This window comes from Pseudomonas lijiangensis (assembly GCF_018968705.1).
Lineage (GTDB): Bacteria > Pseudomonadota > Gammaproteobacteria > Pseudomonadales > Pseudomonadaceae > Aquipseudomonas > Aquipseudomonas lijiangensis.
The window spans coordinates 4,405,832-4,427,082 of record NZ_CP076668.1 but is presented as its reverse complement, the minus strand read 5'-3'; the positions used below and the strand labels follow the sequence as shown (position 1 = coordinate 4,427,082).

Sequence of the window (21,251 nt, the reverse complement as noted above, 5' to 3'; positions counted from 1 at the left end):
CTCCTTGTAATGCCGATCAGTCAGGTAAGGTCAATACATCACTTTGTGGGAGGCAGCTTGCTGGCGACTTCAGCGTACGACGCAGAATATCTGCCAGATTCAGGCCTTTTTCGCCAGCAAGCTGCCTCCCACACGTATTCACTGTGCCTTGACTGATCGGCATTACTCCTTGTGATTGCGTGACAGCGTCGAGGCAGCGGTTGATCTCCCACTTCATTCGCTAAAAGCATCCCCCCTGCAAATCTGCGACAATCCGCGCCCCGCATCTTCAAAAAGACCCTGCGCGCCTGATGACCGAAGAAAGCCTCTCCATCGACCAACTGCTGAAAAACCTCGATCACGCGATGATCAGCGATCGCCATCGTTTTCGTCGTCAGTTGCACGAGCTGCGCAAGAAGCCTGACGACGCGAAGCTGGCCCAGTGGGTAGAGAAGGTTCAGGCGTCCTTTGCCCAGGTGACCTCCCGGCGCGACAGCGTGCCGCCGATTCGCTATGACGAAAATCTGCCGATTGCCGCCAAGCGCGATGAAATCAAGGCTGCGCTGCTCAAGCATCAGGTGCTGATCATTGCCGGTGAAACCGGTTCGGGCAAAACCACCCAGTTGCCCAAGATCTGCCTGGAGATCGGTCGCGGCCAGCACGGTCTGATCGGTCATACCCAGCCACGCCGGATCGCGGCGCGCAGCGTGGCCAGCCGGGTCGCGGAAGAGTTGTCCACACCTCTGGGCGCACTGGTCGGTTATCAGGTGCGCTTCGAGGATCAAAGCGACAGCAATACCCTCATCAAGCTGATGACCGACGGTATCCTGCTGGCTGAAACCCAGCATGACCGCTTTCTGGAACGCTACGACACCATCATCGTCGACGAGGCTCACGAACGAAGCCTGAACATCGACTTCCTGCTCGGCTACCTGAAAACCCTGCTGCCGCGTCGCCCGGACCTCAAGGTGATCATCACCTCGGCCACCATCGACCTGCAGCGTTTCTCCGAGCATTTCGACAAGGCGCCCATCGTCGAAGTCTCCGGGCGTACCTTCCCGGTGGACACCTGGTATCGCCCGCTGACCAGCGAGCAGGACGAGGAAGGCAACAGCGTCGAAGACGACCTGACCGTGGATCAGGCGATTCTGGCCACGCTGGATGAACTGGCGGCTTTCGAGCGCAGCGAGCGCAAGAGTCCTGGTGATGTGTTGGTGTTCCTGCCCGGCGAGCGGGAAATCCGTGATGCGGCGGAAGTGCTGCGCAAGGCCCAGCTCAAGCACACGGAAATCCTGCCGCTGTATGCGCGCCTGTCGCCTGCCGAACAGCAACGCATCTTCCAGTCGCATCCGGGGCGGCGTGTGGTGCTGGCGACCAACGTCGCCGAGACGTCACTCACGGTGCCGGGCATCCGTTATGTGATCGACACCGGTACGGCGCGTATCAGCCGCTACAGCTATCGGGCCAAGGTCCAGCGGCTGCCCATCGAAGCCATTTCCCAGGCCAGCGCCAATCAGCGCAAGGGTCGTTGTGGCCGGGTCGAGCCTGGCCTGTGTGTGCGCCTGTACAGCGAAGAGGATTTCAACGGGCGTCCTGAATTCACGGACCCCGAGATTCTGCGCACCAACCTGGCGGCGGTCATCCTGCAGATGCTGCACCTGCGCCTGGGTGAAATCACGGCGTTTCCGTTTATCGAGCCACCAGACGGCAAGGCCATCAGCGACGGCTTCAACCTGTTGCAGGAACTGTCCGCCGTCAACCGCGAAAACCAGCTCACGCCGCTGGGTCGCCAGTTGGCGCGGCTGCCGGTTGACCCGCGCATGGGCCGCATGCTGCTTGAAGCGGCGAAGCAGGGCAGCCTTCAGGAAGTCCTGATCGTGGCCAGCGCCATGTCGGTGCAGGATGTGCGCGAACGTCCGCCCGAGCGTCAGCAGGCTGCGGATCAGGCCCATGCCCAGTGGAAGGACGCTGATTCGGACTTTGCCGGGCTGGTCAATCTGTGGCGCGGTTTCGAGGAACAGCGTCAGGCGCTGACGGCCAGCCCGTTGCGCAATTGGTGTCGTCGCAACTTCCTCAATTATCTGCGCCTGCGGGAGTGGCGCGATTCTCACCGGCAACTGAGCCTGATCTGTCGTGATCTGCAACTGACAATCAACAAGGAGCCGGCCGATTACCCCAAATTCCACAAGGCGATTCTCTCCGGCCTGCTGAGCCAGATCGGCCAGAAGGCGGAAGAGGGCGATTACCTGGGCGCGCGGCAGCGGCGTTTCTGGATTCATCCGTCTTCGGGGCTGGGCAAGAAACGCCCGCAATGGCTGATGACTGCCGAACTGGTGGAAACCACCAAGCTCTATGCGCGGATGGTGGCCAAAATCGATTCCGACTGGATCGAGCCGCTGGCCGGGCATCTGGTCAAGAAAAACCACTTCGAGCCGCACTGGGAGAAGAAGCGCGGGCAGGTGGTGGCTTTCGAGCAGATCACCCTGTTCGGCCTGATCGTGGTCGCTCGTCGTCCGGTGCATTACGGCCCTGTGGATCCCGTGGTTTCCCGCGAGCTGTTTATCCGCGAAGGGCTGGTGCGTGGTGATATTCAGTCCCGCGCCAAGTGCCTGAGCGCCAACACGCGCCTGCTGGAGCAACTGGACGAGCTGGAAGCCAAGGCCCGGCGTCGCGACATTCTGGCTGACGAAGACACGCTCTACAGCTTCTATGAGGCGCGGATCCCCGCCGAGATTCACCAGACCGCCACCTTCGACAGCTGGTACAAGGTCAACAGCCAGAAAAACCCGCAGTTGTTGATCATGCGCGAGGAAGACGTGCTGGCCCGTGAAGCCAGTGAAGTGACGGCCGCTCAGTATCCTGACACCTTGCGTCTGGGAGAACTGAGTCTGGCGCTGACCTACCACTTCGAGCCGAACCATCCCCGTGACGGCGTGACCCTGCGCGTGCCTGCGCCATTGCTGCTTTCGTTGCCGGTAGAGCGTCTGGAATGGCTGGTGCCGGGCTTGCTGGAAACCAAGTGCATTGCACTGGTCCGCAATCTGCCCAAGGCCATCCGCAAGAACTTCGTGCCGGTGCCTGACTTTGTGAAGGCTGCTCTGCAACGCATCACTTTTGGCGAAGGCTCGTTGCCTCAGGCATTGGGGCGTGAACTGCTGCGCATGACCGGCGCCAGAGTGGCGGACGAAGCCTGGGCCGAAGCGGCTCAGCAGCTTGAAAACCACTTGAAAATGAACCTGGAAATCCTCGACGGCAGCGGCAAGTTCCTGGGTGAAGGTCGCGACCTGGCTGAACTGACGGCGCGTTTTGCCGAGGCCAGTCAGGCTGCATTGGCCGTGCCGCAAAGTGCGAAAAGTCAGCAGCCGGTGGAGGCGAAGGTCTTCGCCCCGGTAGCCCAGAAGACTCAACAGAACATTGCGGGCCTGTCCATGACGGTGTACCCGGCGCTGGTTGAAGAGGCTGGCACGGTCAAGGAAGGACGCTTCTCGACCCAGGCCGAGGCTGAATATCAACATCGCCGTGCCTTGCAGCGCCTGCTCCTGCAGCAACTGGCAGAACCGGCCAAGTTCCTGCGCAGCAAATTGCCGGGGCAGACCGAGCTGGCTCTGTTGCATCGCGAGCTGGGGCGTATCGATGCGCTGGTGGAAGACATCCTGCTGGCCAGTCTCGACACCTGCATTCTGGAAGGCGAAACGGAGCTGCCGCGTGACGGTGCAGGCCTGCTGTCGCTGGCCGAGCGCAAGCGCGGCAACTGGAGCGAGCATGCCGAACGTCTGGCGAAGCTGACGCTGGAAATTCTCAAGCTCTGGCACGGCCTGCAAAAGCGCTTCAAGGGCAAGATCGATCTGTCCCAGGCCGTGGCGCTCAACGACATCAAGTCCCAGTTGGGGCAGTTGGTCTATCCGGGCTTCGTGCGTGAAACCCCGGCTCAATGGCTCAAGGAACTGCCGCGTTATCTGAAGGCCATCGAAATGCGTCTGGAGAAGCTGCCGGGGCAGGTGCAGAAGGACCGGGTCTGGAGCATCGAACTGTCCGGCCTGTGGGCGCAATACCAGGCCCGCGCTTCCAAACATGCCCAGGAAGGCAAGCGCGACCCGGAACTGGCGGTCTACCGCTGGTGGCTGGAGGAATATCGTGTGTCTCTGTTCGCCCAGCAACTGGGCACCCGAATGCCCGTTTCGGACAAGCGCCTGAGCAAGCAGTGGAGTCAGGTGGAAGGCTGAGAGCACGATTCCTGTACAAGCTGTGGGACCGGATTTATCCGGGAAGACATTCTCTCTGACAATGAAGAGGCTCTGCCCGCACAGGCCTCTTCCCGGATAAATCCGGTCCTACATAGATTGCGTACCGTTCCCGGTCGCCTGACTAGCGCCAAACCCCAGCCGTTATGGCACACTTCGCGCCTTGCCTTTAAGTGTGCCGCGGGGTGTTGCCTTGCCCCAGCAGCCAGTTTTTACATGCGTATTGGTACGCTGGTTCCAATAAGTTGTTGGTCGCCACTTACCGTACTACCACCCGCAACACTCATAAGAGAGGAACGACCGTGCACAACGTCGTCATCAGCGGCACAGGCCTGTACACCCCGGCCAACAGCATCTCGAACGAAGAGCTGGTGCAGTCTTTCAATACCTATGTCGCCCAATTCAACAGCGATAACGCTGCCGCCATCGAGCGGGGTGAAGTCGAGGCGCTGAGCGAGTCCAGCGTTGCGTTCATCGAAAAGGCCTCGGGTATCAAAAGTCGTTTTGTGATGGACAAGCAAGGCATCCTCGATCCGCAGCGCATGAAGCCGAACCTGCCGGAGCGCTCCAATGACGAATGGTCGATTCTCTGTCAGATGGGCGTGGCGGCAGCCGAACAGGCCCTGCAGCGCGCAGGCAAGACGGCTGCCGATATCGATGGCGTGATCGTCGCCTGTTCCAATCTGCAACGCGCTTACCCGGCCATTTCCATCGAAATCCAGTCGGCCCTTGGCATCCAGGGCTATGGCTTCGACATGAACGTCGCCTGTTCCTCGGCCACCTTTGGTATTCAGGCAGCCTGCAACAGCGTGCAACTGGGCCAGGCCCGCGCGCTGTTGGTCATCAGCCCGGAAATCTGCACCGCGCACCTGAATTTCCGCGACCGCGACAGCCATTTCATCTTTGGCGACGGTGCCACGGCCGTGGTGGTGGAGCGCGCCGATCTGGCCACTTCCCCGTACCAGTTCGATATCGTCAGCACCAAACTGCTGACCACGTTCTCCAACAACATCCGCAACAACTTCGGCTTTCTCAATCGCACCTCGGATGAAGGTGAAGGCGCGCCGGACAAACTGTTCGTCCAGGAAGGCCGCAAGGTATTCCGCGATGTCTGCCCGATGGTGGCGGAGCTGGTGGGTACTCACCTGAATGAAAACGGGTTGAACGCCAGCGATGTACAGCGCTTCTGGCTGCATCAGGCCAACCTGAGCATGAACCACTTGATCGTCAAGAAGCTGCTGGGGCGCGAAGCCTCGGTGGAAGAGGCACCGGTGATTCTCGACACCTACGCCAACACCAGCTCGGCCGGCTCGGTCATCGCCTTTCACTCTTATCAGGACGACTTGCCCAAAGGCGCGCTGGGTGTGCTCAGTTCTTTCGGGGCGGGGTATTCGATTGGCAGCGTGATCCTGCGCAAGCGCTGATTACAGGGCCTGAAAATAAAGACAGGCCGGCATTGGCAGATCGACGGATGATGGGGATCGATATGCCAAGGCCAGCCTGTAAAAACGAGAGCGTGCAGCTATATGAAAACTCGGCGCCTTTAGAACTTGGCTTCTACATCCAGCTGCAGTGTCTTGACATCCGAATCACGTGGGCTGGTTGAAGTAGCGTAGTCGGCTTGTGTCAGGAAGTAGGTCGCGCCGACAGAGAAATTCTTGTCGATTTCGTAACCAACTTTTAGCTTGTGGCCACGTGAGCCTGTGGTGCCGTTGGCGAAGTCCGAATCGGTGAAGGCACCGACCACTGCGTTACGCTGAGTATCGCGGTAGTTGTAGTCGAGGTTGAAGCCGAACACCTTGGTTTTCACACCGGTCAGCCAGGCAGTGTCCTGATCGTCAGTGCTGTCATTGTTGACGACGTACTGACCATACAGCGCCAGAGGCAAGCCCAGGCCGCTGATGTCGATCTGGCCGAAACCTTCATACAGACGGAACTGGTTGGTGGTGTTGCCGTTGACGCGCAGTGCAGCACTGTCCTTGTCGTTACGGAAACCGTAGACGCTGCCGCCGAGGGTGACTTTCAGGTCGTCGGTCGGTGCGAAACGGGCACCCAACTGGCCGGCGTACATGGTCAGGTCGTGACGGAACTGGGTGCCGTCGCCGTCGATGTTGTCCTTGAGGGTGTAATGACCGGCGCTGCCGAACAGCTCGGTCTTGCCGCCCAGCGGCAGTTTGTAGGTGGCAGCCAGACCTTCCGGATTGATGTCGTTATCCCAGATGACGTCGCCCATGCTGACCCACGGCTGGTTCATCTTGCCGCCGATCACGTGCAGATCCTTGACTGCAGTCGGGGCGTAGTCGATGTAGCCCAGGTCCAGCCACAGGTCTTTCTTGACGAAGTAGCCATCCAGATCCTGGTTGGTGGAGCGTGCATCGCTGCTGCCACCGGTGGCGATACGAATGCCGGTGCTCACCTGCGGGTTGATTTCGGTGTAGGCACCCAGACGGGCACGGATACGCTGGCGGTCTTTATCCTGAGCGTTGGTCTGGCCGTCGATGTTGATGGTTTCCTGACGAACCCGCACATCGCCCTTGAACTGGGTCTTGGTGGCCCAGGCGATCTTTTTCTCGAACTCGGCCTGAGAGGCGGATTTGCTCTGCTGGACATCGGCCAGAGCCTGTTTCTGAGCCTGCTGGTCTTTTGCCAGTTCGGTCTGCAGTTCCGCGTATTGAGCCTGGTTGATCGAGCCGTTGGCCCTGAGCATGTCCAGCAGTTTGGCGTCGACTGCGGCATTGGCGCCAACACTCATGGCCAGTGCCAGGCTGCCGGAAAGGGCGGCCGCAGTACGTGTAGAAACAAGACGCATGTCAATCTCCATAACTGAATAGCGGATGGGGAAAACCATCCTTGTAAAAACCACCCAACAGGCAGGGCGCGGTGAGGGTTAGTACCCTCTGTTCTAAAAACAGGCGCCAGTATTGCGACTGGTTATTTCAGAAAGGTGGCAATACGATGGCATGTTGGTGACGATTCAGAGTCTGAAACGTGCGGGCTAGAGCCTTCGGGCTAACAATTCGTGAACATTGCGTTTCGATGGGGGATACTGCTGCGTTCTCCGATCAGCCTGGAACGTCCCCATGTTCGTCCCGACCGCCAGCCTCAGTGATGTCGTGCCCGCCCACTGGGATGCGCTGGTTCCCGATGGTCAGCCCTTTCTGCGACACGCCTTTCTCAGTGCCCTGGAAGACAGCGGCAGCCTTGGCCCACGTTCGGGCTGGAAAGCCGAGCATTTGCTGCATTACGAGAACGGCGAACTGATCGCAGCCTTGCCGGCCTATCGCAAATGGCATTCCTACGGCGAGTACGTGTTCGATCATGGTTGGGCCGATGCCTGTCGTCGTGCTGGCATTGCCTATTACCCCAAGCTGCTTGCGGCTGTGCCGTTCAGTCCGGTGAGTGGTGCGCGTGTCTTGGCACGAACACCTGAGGCGGGTGTGCAATTGCTCGCGGGTCTGCCGGACTATCTATTCGGTGAGGGGCTGTCGAGTGCTCATGTAAATTTCACCGACCCTGCCGCCGATGCCTTGCTGACCGCTCAGCCTGGCTGGTTGCAGCGCTATGGTTGTCAGTTTCACTGGCATAACCGCGGTTATCGGGACTTTCAGGATTTCCTCGACGCCTTGAGTTCGCGCAAACGCAAGCAGATGCGCAAGGAACGCGAACAGGTGGCGGGGCAGGGGATCGAGTTCGAGTGGCTCGAAGGCGCGCAGATGAGCGAAGTGCTGTGGGACTTCGTGTACGCCTGCTATTCCAATACCTATGAGGTGCGTGGGCAGGCGCCTTACCTGACGCGAACATTCTTCAGCCTGCTGGCCGAACGCATGCCTGAAGCGATTCGCGTAGTGCTGGCGCGCCAGGGCCAGCGACCGGTGGCCATGGCCTTCAGCCTGACAGGGGGCGACAGTTTCTATGGCCGCTATTGGGGATGCCTGGCCGAATTCGACCGGCTGCATTTCGAGACCTGTTTCTATCAGGGCATGGATTACGCCATCGAAAAAGGGCTACAGCGCTTCGATGCCGGTGCCCAGGGCGAGCACAAACTGATTCGGGGTTTTGAACCACAGATCACCCACTCCTGGCATTACCTGCTGCACCCAGGCTTGAAGGACGCCGTGAGTGATTTTCTGGAGCAGGAGCGGGCCGGCATCCTGGCGTATGCCGAGGATGCGCGAGGGGCTTTGCCGTATCGGCAGGTTTGATTGATGGGCTGTTCGCGGCATGGCTGTCCCTTGTGGGAGGGGCCTTGGCCGCGACGACTTGCTTACAGGCAACAGATTTTCAGCGCCTGAAACTGGCTGTCGCGGCCAAGGCCCCTCCCACGGATTGTGGCCCCAGCCACCCTCAATCAACCCCTACAAAACCGCCGGTCTGGTGCTGCCACAATCGTGCATACAGCCCGCCATGGGCCAGCAGTTCGGCGTGGGTGCCGGTTTCGGCGATCTGGCCTTTTTCCAGTACCACCAGACGATCCATGCGGGCAATGGTGGACAGGCGGTGGGCGATGGCGATGACGGTCTTGCCTTGCATCAGGGTTTCCAGGCTTTCCTGAATCGCCGCCTCGACTTCCGAGTCCAGCGCTGATGTGGCTTCGTCCATGATCAGGATCGGCGCGTCCTTGAGCAGAACACGGGTGATCGCGATACGTTGGCGCTGACCACCGGACAGCTTCACGCCACGCTCACCCACGTGGGCATCGAAACCGGTGCGGCCTTCGGAGTCGGACAGCAGCGGGATGAACTCTTCGGCGCTGGCCTTGTGCACCGCGTCCCACAGTTGCTCGTCGGTCGCGCCAGGGTTGCCATACAACAGATTGTCGCGGATCGAACGGTGCAGCAGCGACGTGTCCTGAGTGATCATGCCGATCTGTGCCCGCAGGCTTTCCTGGGTGACCTCGGCAATATCCTGGCCATCAATCAGAATCCGTCCCGCCTGTACGTCGTACATGCGCAGCAGCAGGTTGACCAGCGTCGACTTGCCTGCACCGGAAGGGCCGATCAGGCCGATTTTCTCACCGGGCCGGATATCCAGGTTGAGGTTGTGAATGATGCCGTTGCCATTCCCGTAGTGGAAATCCACACCCTCGAACTTCACGCCGCCCTTATCGATCTTCAACTGCGGCGCATCAGGCTTGTCGTTGACCGTGACCGGTTGCGAGATGCTTTCCAGCCCGTCCTGCACGGTGCCGATGTTCTCGAAGATTCCGTTGACCACCCACATGATCCAGCCGGACATGTTGACGATCCGGATCACCAGCCCCGTCGCCAGGGCGATGGCGCCCATGGAGATCAGCGACTGGCTCCAGAGCCACAGGGCCAGGCCGGTAGTCGACACGATCAGCAGGCCGTTCATGGTGGTGATGACCGTATCCATGGCGGTGACGACCCGGGCAGCCAGTTGGGTCTTGTGGGTGTGTTCGCTTATGGCTTCGCGGGCATAGCGCTCCTCGAAATTGGTGTGGGCGAACAGCTTGAGCGTGGTGATGTTGGTATAGCCATCGACGATCCGGCCCATGAGTTTCGAGCGCGCATCGGAGGACACCACCGAGCGTTCCTTGACCCTTGGCACGAAGTAGACCAGCGACAGGATGTAAGCCGCGATCCAGAGCATCAGCGGGATCATCAGGCGCCAGTCCGCTTCGGCGAACAGCACCAGCGAGCTGATGGCATAGATCAGCACATGCCACAGGGCATCCACAGCCTGTACGGCCGAGTCGCGCAAGGAGTTGCCGGTCTGCATGATGCGCTGGGCGATGCGTCCGGCGAAGTCGTTCTGGAAGAAGTTGATGCTCTGCCTGAGCACATAACTGTGGTTCTGCCAGCGAATCATGTTGGTCATGCCGGGGCTGATAGTCTGATGCACCAGCAGGTCATGCAGGCCGACGAAGACCGGGCGCAGCAGCAGGGTCACGATCGCCATCCAGATCAGTTCGCTGCCATGGACCGTGAAGAAATCCTTGGCGGGCGTGGTCTGGGCCAGGTCGATGATGCGGCTCAGGTAACTGAACAGCGCGACCTCGATCAGCGCGCCGATCAGCCCGACCACCAGCAGCGCTGTGAAAACAGGCCATACCTGACGCAGGTAATAGACGTAGAACGCTAGAACGGTATTGGGTGGGGAGGCGGTAGGTGCGTCTCGGAAGGTATCGATCAGCTTTTCAAAACGACGATAAAGCATTGGCTATGATCCCCACGCGATGTGGGTTCTCCTCGATGATTGGAGGCTCTCCCTGACAGAGCGCATGCAGCCGGCCTTGAGCCTGGGCTGCATGCGTCCGAATTCCCTTTACTCGACGCGCTTGGCCGACTTGATCAGGATCGGGTCGACAGGCACGTTCTGCATGCCTTTCTGGTTGCTGGTCTGGGCGTTGACGATCTGGTCCACCACATCCATGCCCTTGACCACTTTGCCGAACACCGCGTAACCGTAGTCACGCACGCCGTTGTCGAGCATGGCGTTGTCATTGGTGTTGATGAAGAACTGGCTGGTGGCCGAGTTCACGTTCGACGTGCGGGCCATGGCGATGGTGCCGCGTACGTTGTGCAGACCGTTCTGCGCTTCGTTCTTGATCGGGTCCTTGGTGTTCTTCTGCACCAGATACTGGGTGAAGCCGCCGCCCTGCACCATGAAGCCCGGGATCACGCGATGGAAAATGGTGTTGTTGTAGAAACCGCTGTCGACATAGCCCAGGAAGTTCTGGGTGCTGATCGGCGCTTTTTCGTCAGCGAGCTCAAGTTCGATCTGGCCGAAGCTGGTGTCGAGCACCACGTGAGTGGGCTTGGCGGGAGGCTGGGCTGCCATCAGGTTGGCTGCGAACAACACGGAGCAGGCGGCGAGGGCGATTTTTTTCAGCATGGGGCAGAGAGTCCTTCAGTGATGATGTCGACTGTGGCTGGCAAGGTAACCACGTTTGGCTTTTTTTGCCCAGCGTGATCGAAGCCTGAAACCCCGCATATGAAGTGCATGCGGTTTTCAGACCTTCGTTGACGCGATGAATTCCAGAACGGTCCGATTGAATTGCTCGGGCTGGTCCAGCGGTGTGGCGTGGCGGGAGTCCTTGATGACCACCAGCCGGGCGTTGGGTAGCTGTTTGACGTAGGCTTCCTTGAGGGCCACCGGCGTGTAGTCGCGGTCGGCACTGATGATCAGCGTGGGGCAGGTGATCCGTGACAGTTTTTTCTCCACGCCCCAGCCGACAATTGCATCGAAACTGGCCAGGTAGGCGCGCTTGTCATTCCTGCTCCAGCGCTCGGCCATTTTCTGACGCAGTTCAGCCTGTTCCGGTTTGGGGAACAGCAGCTTGCCCAAGGCATGACCCAGCGTCTTCATGCTCACCACCCGTGACAGCGTCCAGCGCCTGATCAGTTGCATCAAGTCGCTGAAGCTGTGGACCTTGACCTGCGGCGCACTGTTGACGATGCACAGGCTCTTGAGCAGGCCGGGCTGATCGACCGCTATCTGAAAGCCGATCATGCCGCCCATGGACAGGCCGACGATATGCACCGGCCCCAGATGCAGATGTTCGATCAGGGCTTCGACATCGGCGCTGAAGCCCTTGATGCTGTAGCGCTCATGGGGTTTGTCCGAGCGACCATGGCCCCGGGCATCCATGACGATGACCCGATAATGCTCGGCCAGCGCCGGAATCTGGTATTCCCAGTCCTGGCAACTGGAGCCCAGGCCATGCAGCAGCAATACCGGTTCGCCCTGGCCGTATTCCTCGTAGTGCAGCGAACAGCCGTCGTGTTCGAAAAAATTCATAGGGTCCTTCCCCTGTCACGCTTGTTGAGGCGCCGCGAATGCCGCTGTCAGCGGAGCCGTGTCGAAGGTGCTGATCAAGTCGATCAGAATCTGCGTGGCCGGCCCCAGCGGCTTGTCTTTGCTGGAGTAAAGATAGAACGACGGGTTGCGACTGCCACCCTTGTCCAGCGGCAGGATCTTGAGCACGCCTTCCTTGAGCTCTCGTTCGATCATGTGTCTGGGCAGCCAGGCAAAGCCCAGGCCGCTGCTGACGAAAGTGGTTGCCGTGCCGAGGCTGCCGACGGTCCAGCGCTGTTCGGCGCCGAGCCAGCCTATGTCACGAGGTTGCTGGCGGCCGGAGTCGCGGATCACCACTTGCAACTGGCTTTCCAGATCCTGGAACGTCAGTTCGCGCTTGGCCTGATGCAAGGGATGTTCGGGGTGGGCCACGGCAATGAACTCCACTGTGCTCATCTCGGTGCCCAGGTAGCCGGGAATGTTGAAGCCACTGATGGCCAGATCGGCCGTGCCTTCAAGCAGGACTTCTTCGACCCCGGACAGCACTTCCTCACGCAAGCGCACGCGACAGCCACGGCTCTGGGGCATGAACGCGGTCAAGGCCCGCACCAGTCGCGCCGTGGGGTAAGCCGCATCGACGACCAGACGCACCTCGGCTTCCCAGCCTTGCTCCATATGATGAGCCAGGTCTTCCAGTTGGCTGGCCTGTTTGACCAGTTGCCGCGAACGGCGCAGCAACACGCCACCGGCCTCGGTCAATACAGCCTTGCGGCCATCGATACGCAACAGCGGCACGCCGAGCTGATCCTGCATCCGCGCCACGGTGTAGCTGACCGACGACTGTGAACGGTGCAGCGCTTCGGCGGCCTGGGCAAAACCACCGTGATCGACAACGGCCTGCAAAGTGCGCCATTGATCGAGGGTCACGCGAGGGGCTTTCATTCTGTTATTCCTCTTTCCATCCCTATTGTCCTAATCTGACAGTCCTTTCTCTGGAGACTGTCGGATGAACAGATTGTGCTGCGTACTGCTGGCGATGCTGCCCTTGAGTGCTTTTGCCTACCCCATCGAGGTGGAAAAGAAGTACGAGGGCGTACAGATCGACTACAACAGCCACGACACCTACCACGACACCGGCTCCATCACCGTGAACAACTACGGCAGTGTCGATGCCAAGTGTTCGGTTGTGTTCCGCAACGGCCCCGAAGCGCCACGCACTCGTCGCGTTCAGGTCGCCGCCGGGAAAAGCGTCGATGTCACTTCCAAGTTCAATCGCAGCATTATCAAGCTGCGGATCACGCTCACTTGTGAGCCTGAATAGCAATGAGGGTAGAGCGCTCCTGCGGATAAGACAAATAATTAGATATATAGGAGCAGGTTTTTGCGCTTTTTCATCGATAGGTTCACGTTTAGCCTTCTCTCCATCAACTCAACACATTCTTGGATGGAGATCACAGGTCATGTCCCGTGTACTGGTTATCGAAAGCAGCGCCCGCCAACAGGATTCGGTTTCACGTCAACTGACGCAGCAATTCATCAGTCAGTGGAAGAGCGCTCATCCAGGCGATGAAATCAAAGTACGTGACCTGAGCAGCGAGCCCGTTCCTCATCTGGACGCAACCCTGCTGGGCGGCTGGATGAAGCCTGCCGAGCAGCGCACTGCCATCGAACAGGCGGCGCTGGAGCGCTCTGACCTGTTGACCGATGAACTGATCGCTGCCGACGTGCTGGTGCTGGCGGCACCGATGTACAACTTCGCGATCCCCAGCACCCTCAAGGCCTGGTTCGACCATGTGCTGCGTGCCGGCGTGACCTTCAAGTACGGCGACACCGGCCCGCAAGGCCTGTTGACCGGCAAACGCGCTTTCGTGCTGACCGCCCGTGGTGGCATTTATGCCGGTAGCAGTCAGGATCACCAGGAACCCTACCTGCGTCAGGTGCTGGCGTTCGTGGGCATCCACGATGTCACCTTCATCAATGCCGAAGGCCTGAACATGGGGCCGGAATTCAGCGAAAAAGGCCTGAAGCAGGCCCTGGCCAAGGTGGCTGAAGTCGCCTGATTTTCACTTGTGGGAGGGGCCTTGGCCGCGACGACCAGCTGACAGGCAACACATTTTCAGCGCCTGAAACTGTCTGTCGCGGCCAAGGCCCCTCCCACGGATTGTGGCCCGGCCACCTCTTTGCACGATTCAAGCTGGACACCCAAACCATCAACCCGCTATGTTCGCGACCTTCAAAAAAGGGGCGCTCATGGGCTATCTACTTATCGTGACGCTGATCCAGGCGTTTTCTTTCAGCCTGATCGGTGTCTATCTGGCGGGCCATGTCGACAGTTACCTGGCCGTGCTGATTCGCGTGGTGCTGGCGGGGCTGGTGTTCATTCCGCTGACCCATTGGCGCAAGGTCGAACCAAGGTTCATGCGCGGCATGCTGCTGATCGGCGCGCTGCAGTTCGGCATCACCTATGTCTGCCTGTACCTGAGCTTCCGCGTGCTGACGGTGCCGGAAGTGCTGCTGTTCACCATCCTGACGCCTCTGCACGTGACCCTGATCGAAGACGCCCTCAACCGGCGCTTCAACCCATGGGCCTTGCTGGCTGCCGGCGTTGCGGTGCTGGGCGCAGGGGTGATTCGCTACGACGGGCTGGACGGCGACTTCCTCGGTGGCTTCCTGCTGCTGCAACTGGCCAACTTCACCTATGCCGCCGGGCAAGTTCTCTACAAGCATCTGGTGGCGCGCCATCCGAGCGACCTGCCGCATTATCGGCGTTTCGGCTATTTCTACCTCGGTGCGCTGGCGGTGGTCCTGCCGGCCTTCCTGATGTTCGGCAACCCGCAGAATGTGCCCACCGACGCCCGGCAATGGAGCGTTCTGCTGTTCCTGGGGCTGTGTTCCACGGCATTGGGTATGTACTGGTGGAACAAGGGCGCGTGCCTGGTATCAGGTTCGACCCTGGCCGTGTTCAACGTCCTGCATGTGCCGGTGGGCCTGCTGGTCAACCTGTTGATCTGGAACCAGCACGAGTCACTGAGCCGTCTGTTCATTGGAGGGTTGCTGATTGTGGTGTCGCTCTGGATCAGCCGGTTCGGGGCCAGGCCTTTGCTGGTGCGGGGGCAGCAGGGCTGACGCTGACCCGTTGTGGGAGGGGCCTTGGCCGCGACGACTCAAGGACAGGCAGCACGTTTATGCCGCCGACAACGCTCCGAGCAATAACGAACCTCATCCCAGCAGCGCGCCCATTTCTTGCGCCAGGTGAAAGGCAGTCCGCAAGTCGCACAGGTTTTGACTGGCAGCTCACTTTTTTTCAAATCGGTTTCTCCGCATCCGGGTTTTCTCCGAGAAGCCTTGAGGGCAGGCGAAAAAAGGCGCGTCTCACCGCAGTTTTCCTGTGCTGGCGTCCCATATCAAGCAATAAAATCCATCCATAGTGGTAAAGAAACTCGGCCCCGGCGCTCGAAACCGTTACGCTATGCAGCTGTATTTTTGTTTTTCGTCGAGGTAGCACCCGTGTTTTCCGAATTCGCCCTGCACGAACGCCTGCTTAAAGCTGTGGCCGAGCTTAAATTTGTCGAGCCTACGCCTGTGCAGGCCGCCGCTATTCCGCTGGCATTGCAAGGGCGTGACCTGCGGGTGACTGCGCAAACCGGTAGCGGCAAGACCGCGGCTTTTGTATTGCCGATCCTCAACCGCCTGATCGGCCCGGCTCGGGTGCGTGTGGATATCCGCGCCGTGATCCTGCTGCCGACCCGCGAGCTGGCTCAGCAGACCCTCAAGGAAGTCGAGCGTTTCTCGCAGTTCACCTTCATCAAGGCCGGCCTGATCACCGGTGGCGAAGACTTCAAGGTTCAGGCCGCGATGCTGCGCAAGGTGCCGGACATTCTGATCGGCACTCCGGGTCGTCTGCTGGAACACCTCAACGCTGGCAACCTGGACCTCAAGCTGGTTGAAGTGCTGGTCCTCGACGAAGCCGACCGCATGCTGGACATGGGTTTCTCTGAAGACGTCGAGCGTCTGGCGGGCGAATGTGCCGACCGTCAGCAGACCATGCTGTTCTCGGCCACTACCGGTGGTTCGGGCCTGCGGGACATGATCCGCAAAGTGCTGAAAGATCCACAGCACCTGCAGCTCAATAACGTCAGTGAGTTGGCCAGCGGCACCCGTCAGCAGATCATCACCGCTGACCACAATGTCCACAAAGAGCAGATCCTCAACTGGCTGCTGGCCAACGAGACTTACCAGAAAGCCATTGTGTTCACCAACACCAAGGCCATGGCTGACCGCCTGTACGGACGTCTGGTCGCTCAGGAATACAAGGCGTTCGTGCTGCACGGCGACAAGGACCAGAAAGACCGCAAGGCGGCCATCGACCGTCTGAAGCAGGGCGGGGCCAAGATCCTGGTGGCTACGGACGTGGCTGCTCGTGGTCTGGATGTGGATGGTCTGGATCTGGTCATCAACTTCGACATGCCACGCAGCGGCGATGATTATGTTCACCGCGTGGGCCGTACCGGGCGTGCAGGTACTGAAGGTCTGGCGATCTCGCTGATCTGTCACGGTGACTGGAACCTGATGTCCAGCATCGAGCGCTACCTCAAGCAAAGCTTCGAGCGTCGCACCGTCAAGGAAGTCAAAGGCACCTACGGCGGACCGAAGAAGGTCAAGGCGTCGGGCAAGGCTGTCGGCACCAAGAAGAAAAAGACCGATACCAAGGGCGACAAGAAAAAAGTTGCCGCCAAGGGGCCGACCAAGCGCAAGAGCGTCAACCGTCCCAAGTCGGATTCGCTGGTGAGCAAGGACGGCATGGCGCCGTTGAAGAAACGCAGTACTCCGGCACCTGCGGCTGAGTAACTTTTTCGCGACTGAAGTCGCTCCCACAGGTTGAAAACTGTGTGGGAGCGAATTCATTCGCGAATGCTTCACCCCCCGTCTCCCCGGCTGAACGGCCACCCTCGCAACAGGTCACACCCTCTGAGTAGCAAGCCCGTGGCCGGATGTCATGGGCTATTCATCCATGCTGGACGGAGGTTTTACAAAATGGCTTATAACTGGGACCTTATCGAACGTCTGCTTCATGAAGTACAGAACAGCGCTGGCGAGTCCTTTGCCCCGCGCAAATACGCCGAGGATCATGCGCTTGCCAAGGCTGCCGAAGGCGAGTCTGTCGGTAATCTGGATCACCTCAAGACCGAGGCGGCCGATCTGGAAGCGCTGTTGCTCAAGCACGGCTACATCGAGCCGCGCCCTGAAGACGAGGGCGGTACCGGCACCAACTTCATCCTGACACCTCGCGGCTCAAGCCTGCTGGCCATGATCGACAGCAGCATTCCGGGCAACGATCATCCGCGTCAGGTGCTGGACGAACAGGCCGATGCACTCGACCCAGCGACCTTCGATGAGGTGGCGTCCAAGGCTCAGGTGGCCTGACGCCCGTCAGCCTTCTGTGAGGCCTTCAGGCAATCCAGATCCGCGAAGTCCTCACGCATGTCAGCGATCCTGGCCAGCAGCAATTTGCGCTGGTCAGGTGTGCTCTGGCCGACCACGTCCACGATGAGGGAAATCGCGGCGTGTTCGGCCTTGTTGTAGTTCTCGCGGTATTCCGGGGTCCAGAAGGTATCGCGATTCTGCAACAGCGCGGCGATGCGTTCTGGAAAGTCCTTGGCCTGACGCTGTTGTACCGTCGCCAGGAACAGGTTCTGCCAGCGGGCGCGGTTTTCTACCCAGCCCCGGCTCTGTTCGCCCAGTGATGCCGACCAGGCCTGTACCCGTGCCTTCTGCGCCGGGTTCAGTTTGCCCAGCCAGGGTGTCATGCGCTTTTCCATGCGGGCGGCGCGTTCGGCGATCTGTCTTTCCAGAGAGTCGTCCAGGTATTTCTTTTCCTGTTTGCGCTGGTCCTTGGCGAAGGCGTTCTGCATCTCCTGAACCTGTTTATCGTCGAAGCGGGCCAGCAGCTCGACGGCCGAAGGCGTGACCTGGCGGGAGATTTTAGCGAGGGCTTCCTTGGCTTCTTCGGTGCGGGCTTCGAGTTCGGCCTGGGTGACTTTATCGGTCTTCACCATTTGCTCAAGGCGGTCGAACCACGTCAGGTAGTCGGGCAGTTGCGTGCTGCAATGCCAGCTCAAATGCTGTTTGAGGCGTTCGTCGAGCCAGCTTTTCTGGGGGCTGCTCATGTCCAGATAGTCGCTGAGCGTCCAGGGAATGATCACGTCCAGATTGCGATACGCCAGGCCCACCTGGTTGCATGCAACAAGCAATGGCAAGGCCATCAACAGCGTAATGAAGGCTTTGAAGCGATGCATGACAACTCCTCGACAGGCTGAGTGACTGTAGAGGAGTGTAGGGGGTGGCAGTTCAACTTACTCGCGACGTTTCAGGAAAAACCGGTTACGGGAAGTGTCGTGCAGGGCCTAGAAGAATGAGCGAACGGCCTTGATCGTAAACGTCCCCTCGCAATACGGATTGTGGCCGCTGTAGACACTGCAATCACTGCCGCTGAGGCTTGAGCCGCTGTAGATCAGGTTCATGTCGATCCCCAGCCATGGCCGCGACAGGTTCAGGGACCAGTCGTTGAAGCCGTTGATCAATGAACCGTCATCGCCGGCCTGTGGCGTGTCGAACTGGTGATTGGCGTATTGCATGCGAACCCCGAGACCCAGTTGCTCAATCCCGCCCAGGTCGATGAAGACCGTGCTGTTGCGAGTGCCGACATCGTTACTGAAGGCCGCGCCAACCCGGCTGTTGAGCACGCGCAACCCGGCATAGAACTCATGGCTGTCGATCTGGCTGGTATCGGGATAGCTGTAGCGAATCACCCCCAGTTCGTAACCCAGGGTGTTGTCGAAGGGTTTCTTGAAACCCATGTAGGAGTCGACTTCAAGAGAGGTATCGGCATTGATGCCCATGTTCGGGGACCACTGGCCGAAGTAGAAGCCGCTGTCATGGGTCAGGTCCAGGCCGCCGTGGAAAGAGCCGGAACTGCCGCTGGGTGTCACCAGCCCCTGGGCCATGCTGCGGGCGGGAGTCGTCGCCAGTTTCAGATTGAAGTCGCCAAGGCTGCGTTCCAGGACCTGGGCAGAGGCCTGCTGGCACACCAGAACGGTGCCGAGGGCGAGTATCTGTAATCGAGGGTTGAGCATGGCTCACTCCTTGTGCGTCGAGGAGTGTGGTCATAATGGCGTATCGAAATCGGCGCAGGGCCCGACACAAGCCGCGAGCTAGAGCCTCGCAAGCATACCGATGAAATGCCGGGGATGCGGACCGTTCGTCGATCCGCAGGAGCGTCAGTTGCTGGCCGTTGTCTCGCCGGGCGGGATGACCAGCCCGCGAATCACTACCAGAGCCTGCTCGAACGAGGGGTAGCCGCTCTTGGCAACATCCAGCTCGGCATACTCGGCGCGATAGCGTTCGGACTTTTCCGGATCGCTCATGCTCAGTTGCTGGGAGAGCAGGGCAATGGCCAGAGGATGCTTGTATTTGTCGGCCGCAGTCTGCAACAGATCGATGATCTGCTTCTGATCGGCCTGTTCGCGAATCAGCAGTATCGCCTGATAGAACTCGGCTTCGCCGGAAGCATCGTCGATGGCGGCGCGTCGCAGCATGGCTTCTGCCAGTTCATAGTTTTCACGATCCGCTTCGCTGATCAGCAGCTTGGCCTGAAGCATGTCGTGCTGATACAGCAAGTGGCCTGCACGGCACTGGCTGTCAGTGTGGGGATTTTCATTGGGGCCGTTTTCGCAATGCTGCGAGGCACAACCACCGAGGTAAATCAGAGCGCCGAAAAGCATCCAGTTCTTCATTCAAGCATTCCGCAAAGCAAAAGGGGTCTGCTACCAGAGCGTTTCCTGCTCTTGGTTTGGAGATACCGAAGGAGATTAGCAGTGAGACGGGAGGTGTAGCTAGCGCCCTGTTTTGGCAAGGCGCATAGAAACCGCAAAGCAGTCGGGGAGAATTACTTCTTGCCGAGGTTGATGTGCTTGGACGGGGTAAAGGTCTGGCCGCTCACGCCTTTGGCGATTTGCTGGATTTCGCCGCCGGACTTGAGGAAAGCTGCGATCTGGGCATTGATCGAATCGCTCGTTTCAACGGCTGGAGCTGGTTTTGCTTTGGTGTGGGATGCCTTGATACGCATGACTGCCATAACCTTCATAAACTTCGTACGGCCAGCCATCGTACAGGAAAGGGCGGGTTCCTGCTGGCTTATCTGGGGCTTGAGTGGCATGAGCGGACAGGCTCGACACGCATCGAGACGTGTCATTACGCGCTTAACTGGCTGTTTTTAATGAAGAGTTGGGGCGAGGCGCGATGGCTGCCGAAAGTTTCTGCTGACCATGGCAACTGACGAGCGGGGCCCGGACGGGCAGCGCATGCGGTGTGCAGCGCGAATGCAGGCGCAAAGTCGGGTAGAATGCCGCCCACGTAATGAGGGTATCTGCAAATGGCTTTAATCGGGCGTTACAACAGCTTGCAAGTGGTCAAGCACACCAACTTCGGTCTGTACCTGGACGGTGGGCCGGATGGCGAAATCCTGCTGCCCAATCGGTATATCCCCAAGGATATCCCTTCTGAAGATGAAGACTGGCTCAACGTTTTCGTCTATCTGGACAGCGAGGACAAGCTGCTCGCCACCACTGAAAAACCCAAGGTTCAGGTCGGTGAGTTCGCCAGCCTCAAGGTGGTCGAGGTCAACAGCATCGGCGTGTTTCTGGACTGGGGGCTGCCCAAGGACCTGCTGCTGCCGTACTCCGAAGAAAAGCGCACTCTGCAGGCCGGTGATTATTGTGTGGTGCATGTCTATCTGGACAAGAAAACGCGCCGCATCACCGCCACTGCGCGCCTGGATCGTTACCTGGACAAGACACCGGCCAATTACAGCGCTGGGCAGGAAGTCGACCTGCTGGTTGCCGAAGCCACCGACATGGGCTTCAAGGCGATCATCAACAACAAGCACTGGGGCCTGATCCACAAGAACGAAGTGTTCAAGTTCCTGCGCCCTGGCAAACAGGAAAAAGGCTTCATCAAGGAAGTCCGCTCCGATGGCAATATCAGCCTGAGCCTGCAACCCGTGGGTGCTGAAGCCGCTGACAGCCTGAACTCCAAGATTCTCGCCAAGCTGCGTGAGAGCAACGGCGTGCTGCCGGTCAGCGACAAGAGCGATCCGCAGGTCATCAGCGGCTTGTTCGGTGTCAGTAAAGGGAACTTCAAGAAAGCGATTGGTGCCTTGTATAAACAAGGTCAGATTGTGATTCACCCTGACCGTATCGAACTGACCTGATACAG

At 59.3% G+C, this 21,251-nt stretch carries 19 protein-coding genes; 9 read left to right on the top strand and 10 right to left on the bottom strand.

The annotated features are described in order from the left end of the window. The first annotated feature begins 290 nt into the window (after window positions 1-290). Window positions 291-4,202 carry an ATP-dependent RNA helicase HrpA gene (gene hrpA / locus KQP88_RS18465; protein ID WP_216703850.1) on the top strand — a complete coding sequence of 1,304 codons (3,912 nt, stop codon included), beginning with the start codon at window positions 291-293 and terminating at the stop codon, window positions 4,200-4,202. 320 nt (window positions 4,203-4,522) lie between these two features. Further along, the gene (locus tag KQP88_RS18460; RefSeq protein WP_216703849.1) at window positions 4,523-5,644 is read left to right on the top strand and encodes a beta-ketoacyl-ACP synthase III; all 1,122 of its coding nucleotides are present in this window, start codon (window positions 4,523-4,525) and stop codon (window positions 5,642-5,644) included. A gap of 119 nt (window positions 5,645-5,763) precedes the next feature. On the opposite strand, the gene KQP88_RS18455 is transcribed toward KQP88_RS18460, so the two are convergent. After that, window positions 5,764-7,029 (bottom strand): putative porin, encoded by a 1,266-nt coding sequence (locus KQP88_RS18455; protein ID WP_216703848.1) that lies wholly within the window; start codon window positions 7,027-7,029, stop codon window positions 5,764-5,766. Window positions 7,030-7,300: 271 nt separating this feature from the next. On the opposite strand from KQP88_RS18455, the gene KQP88_RS18450 reads away from it, so the two are divergent. After that, window positions 7,301-8,422, top strand: coding sequence for a GNAT family N-acetyltransferase (locus KQP88_RS18450; RefSeq protein ID WP_216703847.1), 1,122 nt, complete (start codon window positions 7,301-7,303; stop codon window positions 8,420-8,422). Window positions 8,423-8,564: 142 nt separating this feature from the next. On the opposite strand, the gene KQP88_RS18445 is transcribed toward KQP88_RS18450, so the two are convergent. The 4 genes from KQP88_RS18445 to KQP88_RS18430 all read right to left on the bottom strand — a co-directional run bounded on the left by KQP88_RS18445 (window position 8,565) and on the right by KQP88_RS18430 (window position 12,920). Next, window positions 8,565-10,397, bottom strand: coding sequence for an ABC transporter ATP-binding protein (locus KQP88_RS18445; protein ID WP_216703846.1), 1,833 nt, complete (start codon window positions 10,395-10,397; stop codon window positions 8,565-8,567). A gap of 108 nt (window positions 10,398-10,505) precedes the next feature. After that, window positions 10,506-11,075, bottom strand: coding sequence for a peptidylprolyl isomerase (locus KQP88_RS18440; RefSeq protein WP_025261430.1), 570 nt, complete (start codon window positions 11,073-11,075; stop codon window positions 10,506-10,508). Window positions 11,076-11,192: 117 nt separating this feature from the next. Next, entirely contained in the window at window positions 11,193-11,981 is a 789-nt protein-coding gene (locus KQP88_RS18435; RefSeq protein ID WP_216703845.1) for an alpha/beta fold hydrolase, read from the bottom strand. Window positions 11,982-11,996: 15 nt separating this feature from the next. Then, on the bottom strand, window positions 11,997-12,920 hold the full coding sequence (locus KQP88_RS18430; protein WP_200992699.1) for a LysR family transcriptional regulator: 924 nt from the start codon (window positions 12,918-12,920) through the stop codon (window positions 11,997-11,999). A gap of 64 nt (window positions 12,921-12,984) precedes the next feature. Between KQP88_RS18430 and KQP88_RS18425 the strand changes: the two genes are divergently transcribed. The 3 genes from KQP88_RS18425 (at window position 12,985) to KQP88_RS18415 (ending at window position 15,104) form a co-directional block, all read left to right on the top strand. Next, a complete protein-coding gene (locus KQP88_RS18425) occupies window positions 12,985-13,299 on the top strand; it encodes a 3-phosphoglycerate kinase (RefSeq protein ID WP_198727433.1) in 315 nt (104 codons plus the stop codon). 139 nt (window positions 13,300-13,438) lie between these two features. Next, entirely contained in the window at window positions 13,439-14,038 is a 600-nt protein-coding gene (locus KQP88_RS18420; RefSeq protein ID WP_200992698.1) for an FMN-dependent NADH-azoreductase, read from the top strand. Between the two features lie 190 nt (window positions 14,039-14,228). Then, window positions 14,229-15,104, top strand: a complete 876-nt coding sequence (locus KQP88_RS18415) for a carboxylate/amino acid/amine transporter (RefSeq protein ID WP_216703844.1) — start codon at window positions 14,229-14,231, stop codon at window positions 15,102-15,104. Window positions 15,105-15,142: 38 nt separating this feature from the next. Here the strand turns inward: KQP88_RS18415 and KQP88_RS18410 are convergent, their stop codons facing one another. Continuing rightward, window positions 15,143-15,286: a DUF2256 domain-containing protein gene (locus tag KQP88_RS18410; protein ID WP_216703843.1), complete on the bottom strand. Its 144-nt coding sequence runs from the start codon at window positions 15,284-15,286 to the stop codon at window positions 15,143-15,145. Between the two features lie 199 nt (window positions 15,287-15,485). Between KQP88_RS18410 and KQP88_RS18405 the strand changes: the two genes are divergently transcribed. Together KQP88_RS18405 and KQP88_RS18400 are read left to right on the top strand one after the other, a co-directional pair. Then, window positions 15,486-16,826, top strand: a complete 1,341-nt coding sequence (locus KQP88_RS18405) for a DEAD/DEAH box helicase (protein ID WP_216703842.1) — start codon at window positions 15,486-15,488, stop codon at window positions 16,824-16,826. A 186-nt stretch (window positions 16,827-17,012) separates the two neighbouring features. Further along, the gene (locus KQP88_RS18400) at window positions 17,013-17,402 is read left to right on the top strand and encodes a transcriptional regulator (RefSeq protein WP_216703841.1); all 390 of its coding nucleotides are present in this window, start codon (window positions 17,013-17,015) and stop codon (window positions 17,400-17,402) included. Here KQP88_RS18400 and KQP88_RS18395 read toward each other — a convergent pair. The 4 genes from KQP88_RS18395 to KQP88_RS18380 form a co-directional block, all read right to left on the bottom strand. Further along, the gene (locus KQP88_RS18395) at window positions 17,390-18,274 is read right to left on the bottom strand and encodes a DUF6279 family lipoprotein (protein WP_200992694.1); all 885 of its coding nucleotides are present in this window, start codon (window positions 18,272-18,274) and stop codon (window positions 17,390-17,392) included. The genes KQP88_RS18400 and KQP88_RS18395 overlap by 13 nt on opposite strands. A 108-nt stretch (window positions 18,275-18,382) precedes the next feature. After that, window positions 18,383-19,111, bottom strand: a complete 729-nt coding sequence (locus KQP88_RS18390) for a TorF family putative porin (protein ID WP_216703840.1) — start codon at window positions 19,109-19,111, stop codon at window positions 18,383-18,385. Between the two features lie 144 nt (window positions 19,112-19,255). Then, a complete protein-coding gene (locus KQP88_RS18385; RefSeq protein ID WP_216703839.1) occupies window positions 19,256-19,771 on the bottom strand; it encodes a hypothetical protein in 516 nt (171 codons plus the stop codon). A gap of 152 nt (window positions 19,772-19,923) precedes the next feature. Then, window positions 19,924-20,112, bottom strand: a complete 189-nt coding sequence (locus KQP88_RS18380) for a hypothetical protein (protein WP_025261417.1) — start codon at window positions 20,110-20,112, stop codon at window positions 19,924-19,926. Between the two features lie 297 nt (window positions 20,113-20,409). On the opposite strand from KQP88_RS18380, the gene KQP88_RS18375 reads away from it, so the two are divergent. Continuing rightward, on the top strand, window positions 20,410-21,246 hold the full coding sequence (locus tag KQP88_RS18375) for a CvfB family protein (RefSeq protein ID WP_216703838.1): 837 nt from the start codon (window positions 20,410-20,412) through the stop codon (window positions 21,244-21,246). Window positions 21,247-21,251 lie beyond the last annotated feature (5 nt).